General features: G+C 51.4%; 10 protein-coding genes. 3 read left to right on the forward strand and 7 right to left on the reverse strand.

Translation table 11 applies throughout. The features are described 5' to 3' along the window. Nucleotides 1-27 precede the first annotated feature (27 nt). The 5 genes from clpS to O6P33_RS10120 form a co-directional block, all read right to left on the reverse strand. On the reverse strand, nt 28-366 hold the full coding sequence (gene clpS, locus O6P33_RS10100; RefSeq protein WP_269817656.1) for an ATP-dependent Clp protease adapter ClpS: 339 nt from the start codon (nt 364-366) through the stop codon (nt 28-30). A gap of 463 nt (nt 367-829) precedes the next feature. Next, nucleotides 830-1,849 carry a dihydroorotate dehydrogenase-like protein gene (locus O6P33_RS10105; RefSeq protein WP_269817657.1) on the reverse strand — a complete coding sequence of 340 codons (1,020 nt, stop codon included), beginning with the start codon at nt 1,847-1,849 and terminating at the stop codon, nt 830-832. After that, complete coding sequence (gene nifJ, locus O6P33_RS10110; protein WP_269817658.1) at nt 1,842-5,447, reverse strand: pyruvate:ferredoxin (flavodoxin) oxidoreductase; 3,606 nt, start codon at nt 5,445-5,447, stop codon at nt 1,842-1,844. Before nifJ ends, O6P33_RS10105 begins: the two co-directional genes overlap by 8 nt. Before the next feature lie 203 nt (nt 5,448-5,650). Beyond that, the gene (locus tag O6P33_RS10115) at nt 5,651-7,315 is read right to left on the reverse strand and encodes an acetolactate synthase large subunit (protein ID WP_269817659.1); all 1,665 of its coding nucleotides are present in this window, start codon (nt 7,313-7,315) and stop codon (nt 5,651-5,653) included. A 108-nt stretch (nt 7,316-7,423) separates the two neighbouring features. Then, the gene (locus O6P33_RS10120) at nt 7,424-8,599 is read right to left on the reverse strand and encodes a class I SAM-dependent methyltransferase (RefSeq protein WP_269817660.1); all 1,176 of its coding nucleotides are present in this window, start codon (nt 8,597-8,599) and stop codon (nt 7,424-7,426) included. Nucleotides 8,600-8,889: 290 nt separating this feature from the next. Here O6P33_RS10120 and O6P33_RS10125 point away from each other — a divergent pair, with 290 nt between their 5' ends. The 3 genes from O6P33_RS10125 to dksA all read left to right on the forward strand — a co-directional run bounded on the left by O6P33_RS10125 (nt 8,890) and on the right by dksA (nt 13,355). Continuing rightward, nucleotides 8,890-11,205, forward strand: coding sequence for a penicillin acylase family protein (locus O6P33_RS10125; RefSeq protein WP_269817661.1), 2,316 nt, complete (start codon nt 8,890-8,892; stop codon nt 11,203-11,205). A 200-nt stretch (nt 11,206-11,405) separates the two neighbouring features. Further along, the gene (gene miaB / locus O6P33_RS10130) at nt 11,406-12,734 is read left to right on the forward strand and encodes a tRNA (N6-isopentenyl adenosine(37)-C2)-methylthiotransferase MiaB (RefSeq protein WP_269817662.1); all 1,329 of its coding nucleotides are present in this window, start codon (nt 11,406-11,408) and stop codon (nt 12,732-12,734) included. A 177-nt stretch (nt 12,735-12,911) separates the two neighbouring features. Then, nucleotides 12,912-13,355 (forward strand): RNA polymerase-binding protein DksA, encoded by a 444-nt coding sequence (dksA, locus tag O6P33_RS10135; RefSeq protein WP_269817663.1) that lies wholly within the window; start codon nt 12,912-12,914, stop codon nt 13,353-13,355. A 146-nt stretch (nt 13,356-13,501) separates the two neighbouring features. Here dksA and O6P33_RS10140 read toward each other — a convergent pair whose 3' ends face one another. Continuing rightward, nucleotides 13,502-14,845: a tryptophan--tRNA ligase gene (locus tag O6P33_RS10140; RefSeq protein ID WP_269817664.1), complete on the reverse strand. Its 1,344-nt coding sequence runs from the start codon at nt 14,843-14,845 to the stop codon at nt 13,502-13,504. A gap of 24 nt (nt 14,846-14,869) precedes the next feature. Continuing rightward, nucleotides 14,870-15,499 (reverse strand): alpha/beta hydrolase, encoded by a 630-nt coding sequence (locus tag O6P33_RS10145; RefSeq protein ID WP_269817665.1) that lies wholly within the window; start codon nt 15,497-15,499, stop codon nt 14,870-14,872. Nucleotides 15,500-15,643 lie beyond the last annotated feature (144 nt).

Genomic DNA, 15,643 nt, shown 5'->3' on the forward strand with positions numbered 1-15,643 from the left:
TTCACCTCATTTCAAATAGCTTGCCGGTTATGCGTCTTGCTCTATTTCACACAATAAAGGGTGATTGCATTCTCGTGCATATTGACTGACCTGATGTGCTTTGGTTTCAGCAATATCACGGGTATAGATACCACACACCGCCTGTCCTTGATGATGGACTGCTAGCATGGTCTGTGTTGACTGCTCTCGGCTCATGGCAAAATAACTTTCTAAAACCTCAACCACAAAGTCCATCGGCGTGTAGTCATCATTGAGCATAATGACGCGGTACATCGGTGGCGGTTGTAACTCGGGCTTAGCCGGAGCTGTGGCTAAATCGTCATCGTGCTGTTCAAAGTGGTCAGGATCTAATGGATTAACAGTCATGTTTTGCTTCGCTACGCTTTAAATCTAAATTAAGTGGTATGGCCATCAATATACTACGCTTTAGGCTGATGCGCTCGCAAAGACACGAACCATTGAGCGCTAAAAAGCCTGCAACACAGTCATATTCAGTTGCGCCTATAGCGCTGCTTAAGCATCAATGTCAACCGCTTTTACTGATAAAAAAATAAACTTGTCCACATTTTAGCTGTTGACTTTTATATTTATAATTTTTCCCGCCAGAAGTTTTAAACATCCACGAAAAATACTTAACACATTGATTATAAAGACTTTTTTATAGCGCCTGATTTTTCATCAATCTAACTCTGAGCCACGCAACATCAGCCTCGCAGCCATCTACAACCATCTTACCCACACAGTTATCCACAGCTTCTGTGGATAACAATTCAATACCCCAGCAATGGCCAACCTCGCATGAGCCAACCCATACAGAAAACCAGCCGCTTTAGCGCCACACCCCTTTAGCGCTGCGGTGGCTGTGCATCACTTGCACATAGTTGGCGCGATCATAGGCACTGGGATCAATGGCTCGTTCACGGCAGACACTGCCTTTGAGTTGCTGCACCGACTGATACTCATGCTCCGTCATCCATTCACGCATGCCCTGTTCAATGGCAGCGAGCGCCTGTGGACCTTGCTGCAATAACACGCTGCACAAATGCGTTACATCCGCGCCCGCCATTAAGGCTTTCAGCGCATCCTCTGCAGTATGCACGCCACCAGTCACCGCCAATGATAAATCCACCTTACCGAACAAAGTGGCAACCCAGTGGATGCGTAGCAGATTTTCATAGGAAGACGACAAACTAATGGTCGGCACCACTTCACGGGTCAGCAGATCAATATCCGGCTGATAGAAGCGGTTAAACAATGACACCCCTTGCGCCCCCGCCTCTTGCAAACTACGCACGAAATGCCCTACCGAACTGAACTGCGAGGACAATTTCATCGTGACTGGCACTGTCACATGTTGTTTAAGTTCACGCAGCACATTTAAGTAGCGCGCTTCCACCTCAGCACCCGACTCAAAGATATCCGCCGCGACATAATAAACATTGAGCTCCAGCGCATCGGCACCGGCCTCTTGCAATTGCTGGCCATAACGGGTCCAGCCTTCGGTAGAAATCCCGTTAAGGCTGGCAATCACTGGAATCGACAGGCTGCTTTTGAGCGTCTGAATATAGTGCAAATACTCATCCAACTCGCTCTGATAGATCGAGTCATCCGGAATCGGCAAGAAGCTACCCGCCTCACCAAAGCCAATATCCTGCTCCAGCAAAAAACGGGCGGCGGCGGCTTCGCTAGCTAAAATACTTTCTTCAAATAACGACGGCAGAATCAAGGCGCTGGCACCCGCATCTTCCAATTCACGGGCGCTGTCCAAATCACCGGTCAGTGGCGAGGAGGATGGTACCAGCGGGTTTTTTAGCTTCAGGCCTAAATACTCAGTGGATAAATCACTCATCACCTGACTCCTTTTTCTCTAAATTTGCAGCACCGGGCAAATCCGCCAGCGACTGATAATGGGCAAAGCGTGCGATCACATCATCTTGGGCTTGCTCTTGATACTGCTTGGCCGCTTCTGGGTAAGTGCGATTGAGCATACTAAAGCGCGTTTCAGTGGAGCTGAAATCAGTGTAATCAATCGAGGGTGCAGCCGAATCTAAACGCAAAGGATTCAAGCCTTTCTCGGCACGGGAGGGTTCATAGCGAAATAACGGCCAGTGCCCACTTTTTACCGCCAAGTTTTGCTGACGGTGGTTATGGGTTAAATCCACCCCGTGGGCGATACAAGGTGAGTAGGCAATAATCAGTGACGGGCCATCATGGGCCGCTGCATCAATAAAGGCGCGCAGGGTTTGTGTATCTTTCGCGCCATAAGCCACTTTAGCGACATAGACATTTTCATAGCCCATGGCGAGCATGGCCAAGTCTTTTTTCGCCGTAGGCTTGCCGGCATAGGAGAACTTAGCCACCGCACCGCGCGGTGTAGCTTTAGAAGTTTGCCCGCCAGTATTGGAATACACCTCAGTGTCCAGCACCAAGATATTCACATTACGCCCCGAGGCGAGCACATGGTCCAAACCGCCATAGCCAATGTCATAGGCCCAACCATCGCCACCAATAATCCATACGCTGCGCACCACCAACTGCTCGGCAACGGTTAACAGCTCTTGCGCCCGTGGCTGATCGCTTAACTCAGCCAAACGTTGTTTAAGCTGCACCACGCGCATGCGCTGCTCGGCAATCTCTTGTTCCGTGTTTTGCTCAGCTGTGAGTAAGGCATCAACCAATTCACTGCCGATGCTGTCGCGTAATTCTTCCAGCAACTCTTGCGCATACAGGGTCTGCTGATCAATGGCAATGCGCATACCTAAACCAAACTCAGCGTTATCTTCAAATAGCGAGTTATTCCAAGCAGGACCACGGCCTTCGGCGTTCACCGTCCATGGCGTAGTGGGCAAGTTCGCGCCGTAAATCGAGGAACAGCCGGTGGCATTGGCCACTACCATACGATCACCAAACAGCTGGGTGGCCAGTTTCAAATACGGCGTTTCACCACAACCGACGCACGCGCCAGAGAACTCAAACAGCGGCTGCAGCAACATCGCACCTTTAATGGTGGTCTGTTTCACCACGCTACGGTCGTATTCAGGCAAGGCCTCGAAGAACTGCCAGTTGGTTTGTTCTTGCGCCTGAATCGGCTCAATGGGCTGCATATTCAAGGCTTTATGCGATGCATTGGACTTGTCACGGATCGGACAGATATCCACACACAGACCACAACCGGTACAGTCATCTGGCGAAACTTGATACATCATCACATGGTCTTGCGGGTAATCACGGCCCAAAACCTGATGGGTTTTAAAGCTGTCTGGCGCATCTGCGACTAAGTCTTTGGGCACCAATTTGCTGCGAATCGCTGCATGCGGACACACCATTGGGCATTTGCCGCACTGGGTACAGAGTTCGGCATCCCACACTGGAATCTCTAAGGCCAATTTACGTTTTTCATAGGCGGCACTGCCCAGCGGGAAACTGCCGTCCACCGGCATCATACTCACCGGCACACGATCACCTTCACCGGCAATCAAACGCGCAGTAAAACGGCCAATAAAGTCAGGAGCATTGTCATCCACCAAGGGTGGCCGTTCAAAGGTGCTGGTCGGCGCAGTGGGTACGAGCATTTCATGCAAACTGGCGAGCGCCGCATCAATGGCGCGGAAGTTAAAGTCGATGATGCTCTGCCCTTTACTACCGTAGGTGCTTTGCACCGCCTCTTTAATCGCCGTAATCGCTTGCTCTCGCGGTAACACTCCAGAGATGGCAAAAAAACAGGTCTGCATAATGGTGTTGATGCGCTTACCCATATTGGCTTGCTGCGCCACCGCGTAAGCGTCAATGCAATACACACGGATATGTTTCTCAATGATCTGCTCTTGCATGCGCCGCGGCAGTTCATCCCAGACCAGATCCACTGGATGCGCAGTATTGAGCAGGAACACCGCCCCCTCAGCGGCTTTATCCAGCATTTCAAAACGCTCAATAAACTGTGGCTGATGGCAGGCAATAAACTGCGCTTGGTGGTCGCCAATTAAGTAGGTGGAACGAATTGGCTGCGGGCCAAAGCGTAAATGCGACACAGTCATCGCGCCGGACTTTTTCGAGTCATAGACGAAATAGCCTTGCGCATATAAATCCGTGGTTTCGCCAATAATTTTAATCGAGTTTTTATTGGCACTCACTGTGCCGTCGGAACCTAAACCGTAAAACAGCGCCTGCACTGACTCTTTATGCGCATCGGTATGCCAACGCTCATCCCACGTCAAACTGCTGTGGGTGACATCATCATAGATCCCAATGGTAAAACCGTTTTTTGGCTGTGGCTGCTGCAGCTCTTTATAGATCGCCGCGACCATGCCCGGAGTAAATTCTTTAGAGGATAAACCGTAGCGCCCGCCAATGACTGTCGGCAGCTCCGCAAAGGGGCTATTGCCCTGCATCTGCGCTTGCGCCAAAGCAGTAATCACATCTTTATACAACGGCTCGCCGTCTGAACCCGGCTCTTTGGTGCGATCAAGCACGGCAAGCTGTTTGACGCTGCTGGGTAACGCGGCCAATAACGCCTGTGCATCCAGCGGCCGATACAGACGCACCCGCAACACACCAACCTTTTCACCTTGCGTCTGCAGGTAATCCACCGTCTCATGCACAGTTTCTGCGCCAGAGCCCATCAGGATAATCACCCGCTGCGCATCTGCAGCGCCGTGGTATTCAAATAATTTATAGTGGCGACCGGTCAGCTCAGCAAACTGATCCATCAGTTGCTGCACCAGTTCAGGAAAAGCTAAGTAAAACTTATTGACCGTCTCGCGGCCTTGAAAATACACATCAGGGTTTTGCGCGGTACCACGCAGCACCGGATGATCAGGACTCATGGCGCGAGCACGATGGGCATGCAAGGCGTCTTGGGAAATCAGCGCATGCAACACTTCATCACCCACTGCCTCAATTTTCGCCACTTCATGTGAGGTGCGGAAACCATCAAAGAAATGCAAAACAGGCAAACGGCCAATCAAAGTCGCGGCATGGGAAATCAAGGCAAAGTCCATCGCTTCTTGCACAGAGCCTGCGCAGAGCATGGCAAAACCGGTCTGGCGCACCGCCATCACATCACTGTGATCACCAAAAATCGACAGCGCTTGGCAAGCTAACGAACGCGCTGCCACATGAATCACCACGGGCGTCAGCTCACCGGCAATCTTGTACATATTGGGGATCATCAGCAGCAAGCCCTGCGAGGCAGTAAAAGTGGTGGCTAAACTGCCAAGCTGCAAAGCGCCATGCACAGCACCGGCCGCGCCGCCTTCACTTTGCATCTCGACAATATGCGGGACTGTACCCCACAGGTTGGTGCGCCCTTGCGCCGACCATTCATCCGCCCACTCGCCCATGGCCGAAGCTGGGGTAATCGGATAAATCGCACAGACTTCACTTAAACGGTGGGCAATCGTCGCGGTGGCTTCATTGCCGTCAATCATCAACCAGCGGGTTGTTTGCATGCTCAAATCCTCTCTTAACGCCGTTGCACATCGCATGTACAACATTATCAATTGAGTTTAACTAAGCAAGCAAAAAGCGCCTTGCCATAGGTCAATGGCTGCTTGAATGGCGCTGCCGGCTAGGCGGTTTAACATGAGCAAACCCGCCTAGCCAGCTGAACGGCGACTAGAAATAACAGCCACTAGACACAGCCGTTCACCTACTACAACTGCATCGTCAGCTCACCGAGACGGTCGGTCAGTTTGATGTTTTCTGCGTAGTCCACTGGGCACGCGATGATGCTTACCCCAGAGCTGGCCAATGCTTTGCTTAAGGTGGGCTGCAACTCGTCAGCACTGTTGATTTGATACCCACTGGCACCAAAGCTTTGTGCATATTGCACAAAGTCTGGGTTAGTGAAATCCACACTGTTATGCGCACCCAGCTCTAAATCCATCTTCCATTTAATCAACCCGTAGCTCTGATCCACCCAAACCAAAACAACCAGCGGAATTTTCTCGCGTACAGCAGTTTCGATTTCCTGTGAGTTCATCAAGAAACTGCCGTCGCCCATGGCTGCCAGCACTTTTTTACTGGGATCAGCCAAATGTGCACCGATCGCGCCCGGCAAAGAAAAAGCCATAGTGGATAAGCCGTTAGAAACCACGCAGGTCAAAGGCGCATAAGCTGGATACAAACGCGACATCCACATTTTAATAGCACCGGTATCGGCCAGCACGACATCGGTATCGCCAAGCACTGCGCGTATATCTGCGACGATGCGCTGCGGTTTTAACGGAAAGCTCGGATCAGTTGCGCCCTGCGCCAACTCCTGCTCACGTAAAGTGCGGATGTTTGCTGCCAGCGCAGAGTCCAGCAAAGGCGCATCACCTAAATGCTCAGTTAACGCCGCTAAGCTCAATTGAATATCCGCTTGGATGGCTACCTCTGCTATATACGCCACATCGGTATCGGGCATTAAGGTGTTGATATGAATGAGTTTTTTATCTTTATTTGGATTAATCCGCGCTGGATCAAATTCTTGCAGCTCATAGCCCAAACACAGCACCACATCAGCTGCGTCAAAGCTAAAGTTCTCGTAATCATGGCGCATAAAGCCAATCACACCCAAGGCATGTGGGCTGCGATCGCTGAGCACACCTTTACCCATAAAAGTGGTAGCAACGGGGATTTGATACTGCTCGACAAAATCTGCCAGTGCTTCCGCATGGCCACCACGGGCCACACCATGTCCGGCCAGAATCACTGGTGATTTAGCGCCGCGCAATAAAGCAGCTGCTGCGGCAATGCTCGCCTGTACAGGTGCTATTTGACTTATAGCAGGTGGCTGAATAGGGATTAAAGTATCCGGCACCACAAGCTCTTCCAAATCTTGTGGCACAGCTAAATAGGTTGCTCCAGGACGCTCAGCCTGCGCTAAAGAAAACGCTTTGCGCAACATTTCCGGCACGGCTTCTTTACTTAAAATGGTATCTGCCCATTTCGTCACCGGCTTAAACATCGCTGCTAAATCGACAATCTGATGGGATTCTTTATAAATACGGTTGAGGCCAACCTGGGCACTGATGGCCACTAAAGGTGATGAGTCTGTTTGAGCATCAGCCACACCCAGCAATAAGTTAATCGCGCCTGGGCCAAGAGTGGCAATACAGACACCCGCCTTGCCGGTAAGACGGCCATAAATATCAGCCATAAAAGCCGCGCCTTGTTCATGGCGCACCAATATAAAGCGGATTTTCTCTGACTGCTCAATGGCCTGTAGCAGACGAATATTCTCTTCACCGGGAATACCGAAAACGTATTCAACACCTTCTTGCTCTAGGCAGCGCACAATGAGTTGCGCAACAGTTTGGCTCGTATTTGTCATGCTCATCCTTATTCAAAAGAGTAATCCAGCGCCGTCCAACCCATAAAAACACAGCTCGGCGAAACACGACAATGGCTTATCTAAAATAAAAAAACCAGAAGCAAAAACTTACTCAGTAACCTGCAAACACCATAACGAAGTGACTTCTGCACTGCGGGCGGCAAACAGCGGATCTGTTTCATCTTGACTGCGCCCGTGTTTAGCTGGCGTATCCAGACGGTATTTAACCAGCAAACCAGCATCGGCAATCCAGCCCAGCAACTGTTCACGGCTGCGCAACTGCAAGTGCTCGGCCAAATCAGAAAGAATCAACCAGACTTCACCTTGTGGCGCTAAATGCTGGCTCACGCCCTGTAAAAAACCGCGCAACATGGCGCTATTGGCGTCATACACAGCGTACTCCAACGGTGAGCTGGGTTTGGCTGGCAACCAAGGCGGGTTACAGACAATTAGATTGGCTGGAGGCGAGGCCAGAGGGAACAAATCGGCGGACTGCAATTGCACCGTCGTCAGCCCTAAGCGTTGTAAGTTATCTTGCGCACAGGTTAAAGCCCGCGGGTTTAAATCCGTAGCAATGATCTGCGGCACACCGCGCTGCGCCAAGATAATCGCCAGCAAACCAGTGCCCGTACCAATATCAAAGGCAACATCATGCACAGGCGGCAATGGTGCTTGGAGCAGTAACTGCACATACTCATGGCGAGTGGGCGCAAAGACGCCGTAATGTGGGTAAATCGACAGGTCCAAATCAGCAATGGCAACACCTTTTGCACGCCACTGCGCAGCACCTAAAGCGCCCTGCACATCACGCAAAGAGATCAAGCAGGGCTCGTCCAGTTCACCAAAAGCTGCTGTGCACGCAGCGCTCAACTCAGGAGCGCGGCGCAAGCGACTGACATAGCCGGCATCCAACTGCAGCAATAAACGGCTTAAAATACTCGCGCGCTGCGCCTGACTGTGGCGCTGCTGATGGAATAAGTTGGGCATCTGCTTGGCTTCTGCAGCGGGCTTGTTTGACTTCGCGGCCTTGCTCGCGCGGCGTTGCGCTGTGCGCTCAATGCGACGGGTCATAGCCTGCAACAACTGCCGCGCATTATGAAAGTCCCCACGCCAAACTAACGAGTTGCCCTCACAGGCTAAACGGTACGCATGATCGGCAGTGGTTTGATCATCCACTAGGACGATTTTCGCCGGTGGCGGCTGCTTACTTTCTGATAACCAACGCGTCTGCTGCGGGGTATCCTGATCGTGCCACTGCACATAGTGTTTTTCTGTTTGCAACACGCGCTATACCCTTAACTAACAACGCCACAGGCGGCCCTGACTCTGCCAGTCATTTTAAAACCTGCCCCTGCGAACATAAATGAATAATCTATTTTACCCGGCTGACACAACGCAGTGCAGCCGGCTCAGTGCCGACCGCCAGTAACAGCTTATGCTTTGCGCAAACTGCAAACGAACCGGCCCCACAAATCAGTGTCAAGAATAACAGTTAACAGCCTACAATAGGCAGCTGCAGGTCCAAGTGCCTGCCCCCGACTCCTGAGTTAAACTTTTCTATGCGGATTATCACTATGCGCCAATTGTTTGGTTTGCCACCTTTTTCTCTGCGCCCGACCAATGCTGCAGCGCTATTGCTCAGCGTATTGGCGGCGACCTTATCTGGCTGTCAGTTATTCGAGCCGCGCGCGGCGCAAAGCGTGGTGCCCGACACTGGTGTGGTGCGACTGCAAGGCATCGCCCAATCCGGTCATATTGCAAAAAATGCAGCTGGCATGCCGTTGATTGAGTCCGGCAACCTCCATGACCTGTTGTTTACTTTAGGCTACAACCAAGCCAGTGACCGCCTCACGCAAATGGTACAACTGCGCCTATTAGCTCAAGGCCGTTTGGCTGAGCTGTACGGCGCCGAGATGCTCGATTTGGACCGTTTAATGCGTGCTATTAATCTCAGCGCTGACGGGCAAAACCTCTATAAAAATACGCCAAAAAACCTACAGAGCTATTTGGCAATTTATGCCCGTGGCGTGAACGCCTATTTATATCAAATGCGCAACACTTTGCCGCCAGAATTGGCGCAGGCCAACTTTAAACCCGAGTACTGGCAAGCTGAAGACAGTGCGCTGCTTTTGAGCCTATTTAGCTTTAGCCAAAGCGGCAATCTAGCTGAAGAGATACTGGCCTTAGCCCTTGCTCAGCATTTAGATACAGAGCAACTGCCGTGGTTATTACCGGTTTACCCTGACGAAGCTTTAGCCGTGGCTGACGCGCAAAAAATCCCCGCACAAGTCCTGCGCAACAGTGCGCTAAGCAACAGCACCCTACAACTGCTCGACACCCTCAATCAGTTCTCAGCACTTAACACTTTACAAGCGCCTTTAGCCACCAGTTTGGTCAGCAGCCCACAACAGAACCTTACAGGTGCCAGCAGCTTAACCTTGCACAGCCTGCAAGCGCAGCCACAACACAAACCTGCACCGTACAGCTGGGTTAACTTACATTCACCGCAACTGCAGGCCGCAGGCTTAAGCATTGCTGGGGTGCCGGTCTTGATCGCGGGTTTTAATGGTCAGCTGGCCTACAGCATTAGTGCGGTAATGGCCGACAGTCAAGATGTGTTTATTGAGCAACTGCGCCAGCAACAAGGCCGTTTAGAATACCTTGCTAATGATCAATGGCAGCCTGCCCAGCAGCGCATGGAAACCTTCTTTATTCGTGGCCAACGCCCAGTACGTGAGGCGATTTACAGCACCGCCCACGGCCCTTTATTAACCACTTTAGCGCCTAATAGCAGCAGCGGTTACGGGCTGGCATTGCAGCGTACCCAGCGAGACGCTGACCGCAGTTTAAATGTACTCTGGCAGTTACTCAGCAGTGCTTCAGTTGAAAAAGCCAGCGAGTTAGTCCAAGAATTACGGGCTTTACCGGCCAATGTATTGCTCGCCGATGCCAAGCACATTGCGTGGCAAGTCACTGGCAGCTACCCCAATCGCCGCAATAGCCGCGGCCTCTTCCCCGCGCCGGGTTGGGACGCCACTGTCGCCTGGGAAGGTTACGCTGACCCAATGCTTTACCCTTATGATCAAGACCCTGCCCAAGGCTGGCTCAGTGCGGCTAATCAACGCTTAACCCAACCGGGCTACGGCCTGCAATTATCCAGCAGTTGGGCCAATCCAGAGCGAGCAGAAAACCTGGCCATACAGCTGACGAAAAAACCAAACCCCGCAAGCCTCGCCCTACCCAGCGACACAAGCCGGCAGCGCCCTTGGCTAATCACGCAACTGCAGCAAATGCTCAGCAGCGGCGGCATGCCCACAGCTCTGCAACAGGCCCTGCAAAAACTGCCCAGCGCACAACGCAGTCAAGCCCAGCAGGCGCTGCAAGGTTTTTTAGCCCTACCCGCAGATCAACCTTTATCGGCGCAGCAGGCCGCGCAACTGCAGAGCTTTTTAGCGCAGGCGCAAGCGCAGTTATTTAGCACTGAGTTGCAGTCCTTACCGACCAGCGTGCAGCAGGCGTTCAGTTTACATAGCCAGCACAGTTACCCCGCTTGGCTGGATCACTTGCTGGGCCGAGACGATAGCCCCTTCTGGCAACATGCCTGCGGCAGCAAGGCGCAGTTTTTGCTCAATAGCTTCTTGCACAGTAGCCAAGCCAGCAGCCAAGCAGCCACACCGCAGCCCAGTTACAGCCAATCGCTGCTGGTCGATTTTTCGCAAGCAGTGCCAGTGTCTGCGGCAAGCTTCAGCGGCCAATCCGATAACCCTTACAGCCCTTACCAGCAACTGCCCAAGGCAGTGACGGGCAAGCTCTATCCGCTCCCCAACACGCATACCGACATCGAAAAAGTGTATGGCAAACAGCGTTTAACCCTATTGCCGGGCAAGTAAAATGCGCGGCCACTGCTGAACTATCAGTGGCCGCCGCTACTCTAGCCAACACTCACCATATGCTGAGTCAGCGGATAAAACCTAGCAATTGACTCAGACAAATACAGCATTCCCAACGAAATACGCAAATAGGTTTGCGCCCTCCTGCCAGGTCTTCCATAATATGCGGCTAATGTTGTTACCTGTAGGCACGTTTTCTCATGGCTAAAAAATTATATATCGAAACCCACGGCTGCCAAATGAACGAGTACGACAGCTCGCGTATGGTGGATTTACTGGGCGAAAACCAAGCCATAGAAACCACCAAAAATGCTGCGGATGCAGATGTCATTGTACTTAACACCTGCTCCATCCGTGAGCGCGCGCAAGATAAGGTCTATTCACAACTGGGCCGTTGGCGTGAACTGAAACTGGCCAATCCAGAGCTGATCATCACCGTCGGTGGTTGCGTAGCCAGCCAAGAAGGCGCGGCAATTCGCGAACGCGCACCCTATGTTGATGTGGTATTTGGCCCACAAACTTTGCACCGCTTACCCGAAATGATTGACGCCGCGCGCAGCACTGGCAAAGCGCAAGTTGACGTGTCCTTCCCCGAAATCGAAAAATTCGACCACCTGCCCGAGCCGCGCATTGAAGGGCCTACTGCCTACGTTTCGGTGATGGAAGGCTGCAGCAAATATTGCAGCTTCTGCGTGGTTCCCTACACCCGCGGCGAAGAAGTCAGCCGACCGCTGCTAGATGTGCTCAAAGAAATCAAACACTTAGCAGAACACGGCGTGCGTGAAGTCACCTTGCTGGGACAAAACGTCAATGGCTACCGTGACACCTTAGCGAACGATGAGGTGGTGGATTTTGCCGAGCTAGTTCGTCTGGTGGCAGAAATTGATGGCATTGACCGCATCCGCTATATGACTTCACACCCGCTGGAGTTCTCTGATTCACTGATCGATGCCCACGCCAATATCCCTAAGCTGGCCAAGTACCTGCACCTGCCTGTGCAATCGGGCTCTGACCGCATTTTAGCGGCAATGAAACGCAACCATACCGCACTGGAGTACAAGTCGCGGATTCGCAAACTCAAAGCAGCAGTGCCAGATATTTTAATCAGCTCTGACTTTATTGTTGGCTTCCCCGGTGAAACAGAAAAAGACTTTGAGCAAACCATGCAATTGGTCGCCGATGTTGGCTTTGATTTCTCCTACTCATTCCTCTACAGCCCGCGCCCTGGCACGCCAGCAGCTGAGCTGGCGGATGACACCCCAGATGAGGTTAAAAAACACCGCTTAGGTTTGTTGCAGCACCGCTTACAGCAACAAGGCTTTGAGCACACCCGACGTATGGCTGGCACTGTGCAGCGCGTGCTGGTTAACGATTACGCGAAAAAAGACCCAGGACTATTACAGGGCCGTAATGAAAATAACCGCATCGTCTATTTTCGCAGCAATAACCCAGCTTTAATTGGTCAATTTGTGGATGTGCGCATCGAGGAAGCCAAGCACTTTACTTTGCACGGCACCTTGCTTGACTAATACTTACAGCTACTGGACATGCATACTGCTTAGCAGATTGATCAGCTTTCACAAACAAAACTGGCGCAATCTTATTTTATCTGCTAAGTTCGCCCGCTTGTGAGCGTAGAGGTATTTATTCGGGCAGCCGTTAAATAACTATTACGTAATGATTTTGAGCGTTTGAGAGGCGGAACTATGCCCAAGAAAGCAGAAAACCAAAGCAGCCAATTGATCCGTACTTTTGTACCTTATAAGGAAGCTAAGGGTGAAGAGTATATGAGCGACAAGATGCGCGCTCACTTCACTAATATCCTCAATATCTGGAAACAAGAGTTGATGGAAGAAGTTGATCGTACTATGACTCATATGAAGGACGAAGCGGCTAACTTCCCTGACCCTGCTGATCGGGCCAGTCAAGAAGAAGAGTTTAGTCTAGAGCTGCGTACGCGCGACCGTGAACGTAAGCTGATCAAGAAAATTGATGAGACTATTAATCTGATTAAAGAAGACGACTACGGCTGGTGTGATGCCTGCGGTGTTGAAATTGGTATTCGTCGACTTGAAGCGCGCCCAACTGCCACGCTATGCATTGATTGCAAAACCTTAGCGGAAATCAAAGAGAAACAAATGGGTTCGTGATCACCACGTCACACAGTAAAAACGGAGCCTAAGCTCCGTTTTTTTATGCGCCTAAGGGCCACAGCCAATACGCCAGAGCTGTGAAGTCGGGCATTGCTACCCGACGCCAACAGCAATTACGCCCGCTTGGCACAAGCGATAACGCATTACTCGCTGGCCAAAGCCGCGCGCAACTCTACTAAAGCCGCCTGACAAGCTTCAACGCTGGCGTATTCTGGACTCTGAGCAATACACTGCTCATCCAGCCATACAGTCAACTGCTGATTGTCTTGGCGAATATCCAGTCCATCCTGCGCACTTTGCACATGCTTTGCAGCCAATCCAGCTTCACGGCCATCAGCAAAAGCTTTCGACAACAATAAGTCCTCACCTTTGCTATTGAGTACGCGGAAGCGGAAACCCTCAGCGTCTCTAAAGCTCACCACACGCTTGGCTTTTTTGGCCTTTTTCTTGCCTCCGGCTAAATCTGCACCCTGTACGGAAAAGCTGCGCAAACCCACCGCCTCACGCAGCTCTTGCAAGAATGGCGTTGCCACTTTACGTGCCTTTACCGCACCGGCTTGCAAAATATCTTCCAAGTCATCCGGCTTAGCCAGCAAATCATGGTAGCGCTCGCGGGGCTCAGCCAACTGCTCATCTAACAGGCTAAACAAACGCTCCTTAGCCTCCCCCCAGGCCAGACCTGCTTGCAGATCTTCACGCATGCTTAATTGCTCGGCATGGGTAGAAAACGCCTGATACAAAGTAAACAAGTGCGAGTTATCCGGATCTTTCGCCTCACCGGGCAATTTCGAGTCGGTGACAATGCGCGAAATGGCGCTCTTCAACTCTTTGCTCGAAGAAAACAACGGAATAGTGTTGTCGTAGCTTTTCGACATCTTGCGGCCATCTAAGCCCGGCAAGGTGGCAACATCTTCTTCAATCACCGCTTCGGGCATGGCAAAAAAATCACGGCCCTTACCAAACAAATGGTTAAAGCGCTGGCCAATGTCCCGCGCCATTTCCACGTGCTGCACCTGATCACGGCCCACAGGCACTTTATTGGCATTAAAAATTAAAATATCTGCAGCCATCAACACTGGATAACTGAACAACCCCATAGTCACGCCCGCATCGGGATCAAGCCCTGCCGCCTCATTCTGATCCACTGCAGCCTTGTAAGCATGGGCACGGTTTAACAAACCTTTACCGGCCACACAGGTGAGCAGCCAAGTCAGTTCAGTAATTTCCGGAATATCTGATTGTCGATAAAATGTCGCGCGTTCAGTATCTAAGCCACCGGCCAACCAAGTGGCGGCAATTTCTAAACGTGAACGGGCAATACGTGCCGGGTCGTCACACTTAATCAAGGCATGGTAGTCAGCTAAAAAATAAAACGACTCAACGTTATCCACTTGACTGGCAAGAATCGCTGGACGAATCGCCCCAGCATAGTTGCCCAAGTGCGGTGTGCCTGTAGTGGTAATTCCAGTTAAAATTCGCGTGGTCATAATTACTCAATCATTACTAAAAAATTAAAGACGTTCGGCAACCAGCTCTTTCAGCTCAACCAGTCGACCGTGGAAAAAGTGCCCACATTCTGCCACTTTTAACAGCTCATGGGGCTGAGTTAGCGCTGCAGACCATTGATACACCAACTCAGGGTCAATGATTTCATCTTCTTCTGGCTGAATCACCGTCAACTGGCACTCACTCGCCAGCTGATGCTCGGCATCAAAGCGCATCACCGCTGGGGCTACCAAATAGACCTGTTCAACTGCCACCCCAGCTTGCTGCAAGCGCCCTGATAAGCTGCCAGCAACAAAACCACCAAAGGAAAAGCCCAACAAATAAATGGGCAAATGAGGGTGCTGTTCTTGCAGCCAAGTCAGCGCCGCTTCGGCATCATCCACTTCACCGCTGTACATATCGTGCTCACCTTCACTTTTACCGGTGCCTCGAAAGTTAAAACGCAAAGTAGCCAAACCGCTATCACGGGCGGTGCGCTGCAGGGTCGACACCACCTTATTGAGCATGGTGCCGCCTTGGCTGGGGTTTGGATGGCAGATCAAGGCAATGCCACGGGCATCCGCCACAGGTAAATGTAGGGCCTGCAAAGCACCTGCTGGACCATCAATCATGATTGGATTTTCACGCGCTAACAAAAAGAACTCCGTGACCCTCATTAGGGTAAATTCGTCTAGTGGCAAGTATTGTCAATAAAGCAGATACTATTGCCCATAGGAGCCTGTTCTATGCTGTACAGAACAGGCATAAGTGGTTAACGTAAAGCAAAGCCGTTTAAAGAG

The sequence above is a fragment of the Denitrificimonas caeni genome (assembly GCF_027498055.1).
Classification (GTDB): Bacteria; Pseudomonadota; Gammaproteobacteria; order Pseudomonadales; family Pseudomonadaceae; genus Denitrificimonas.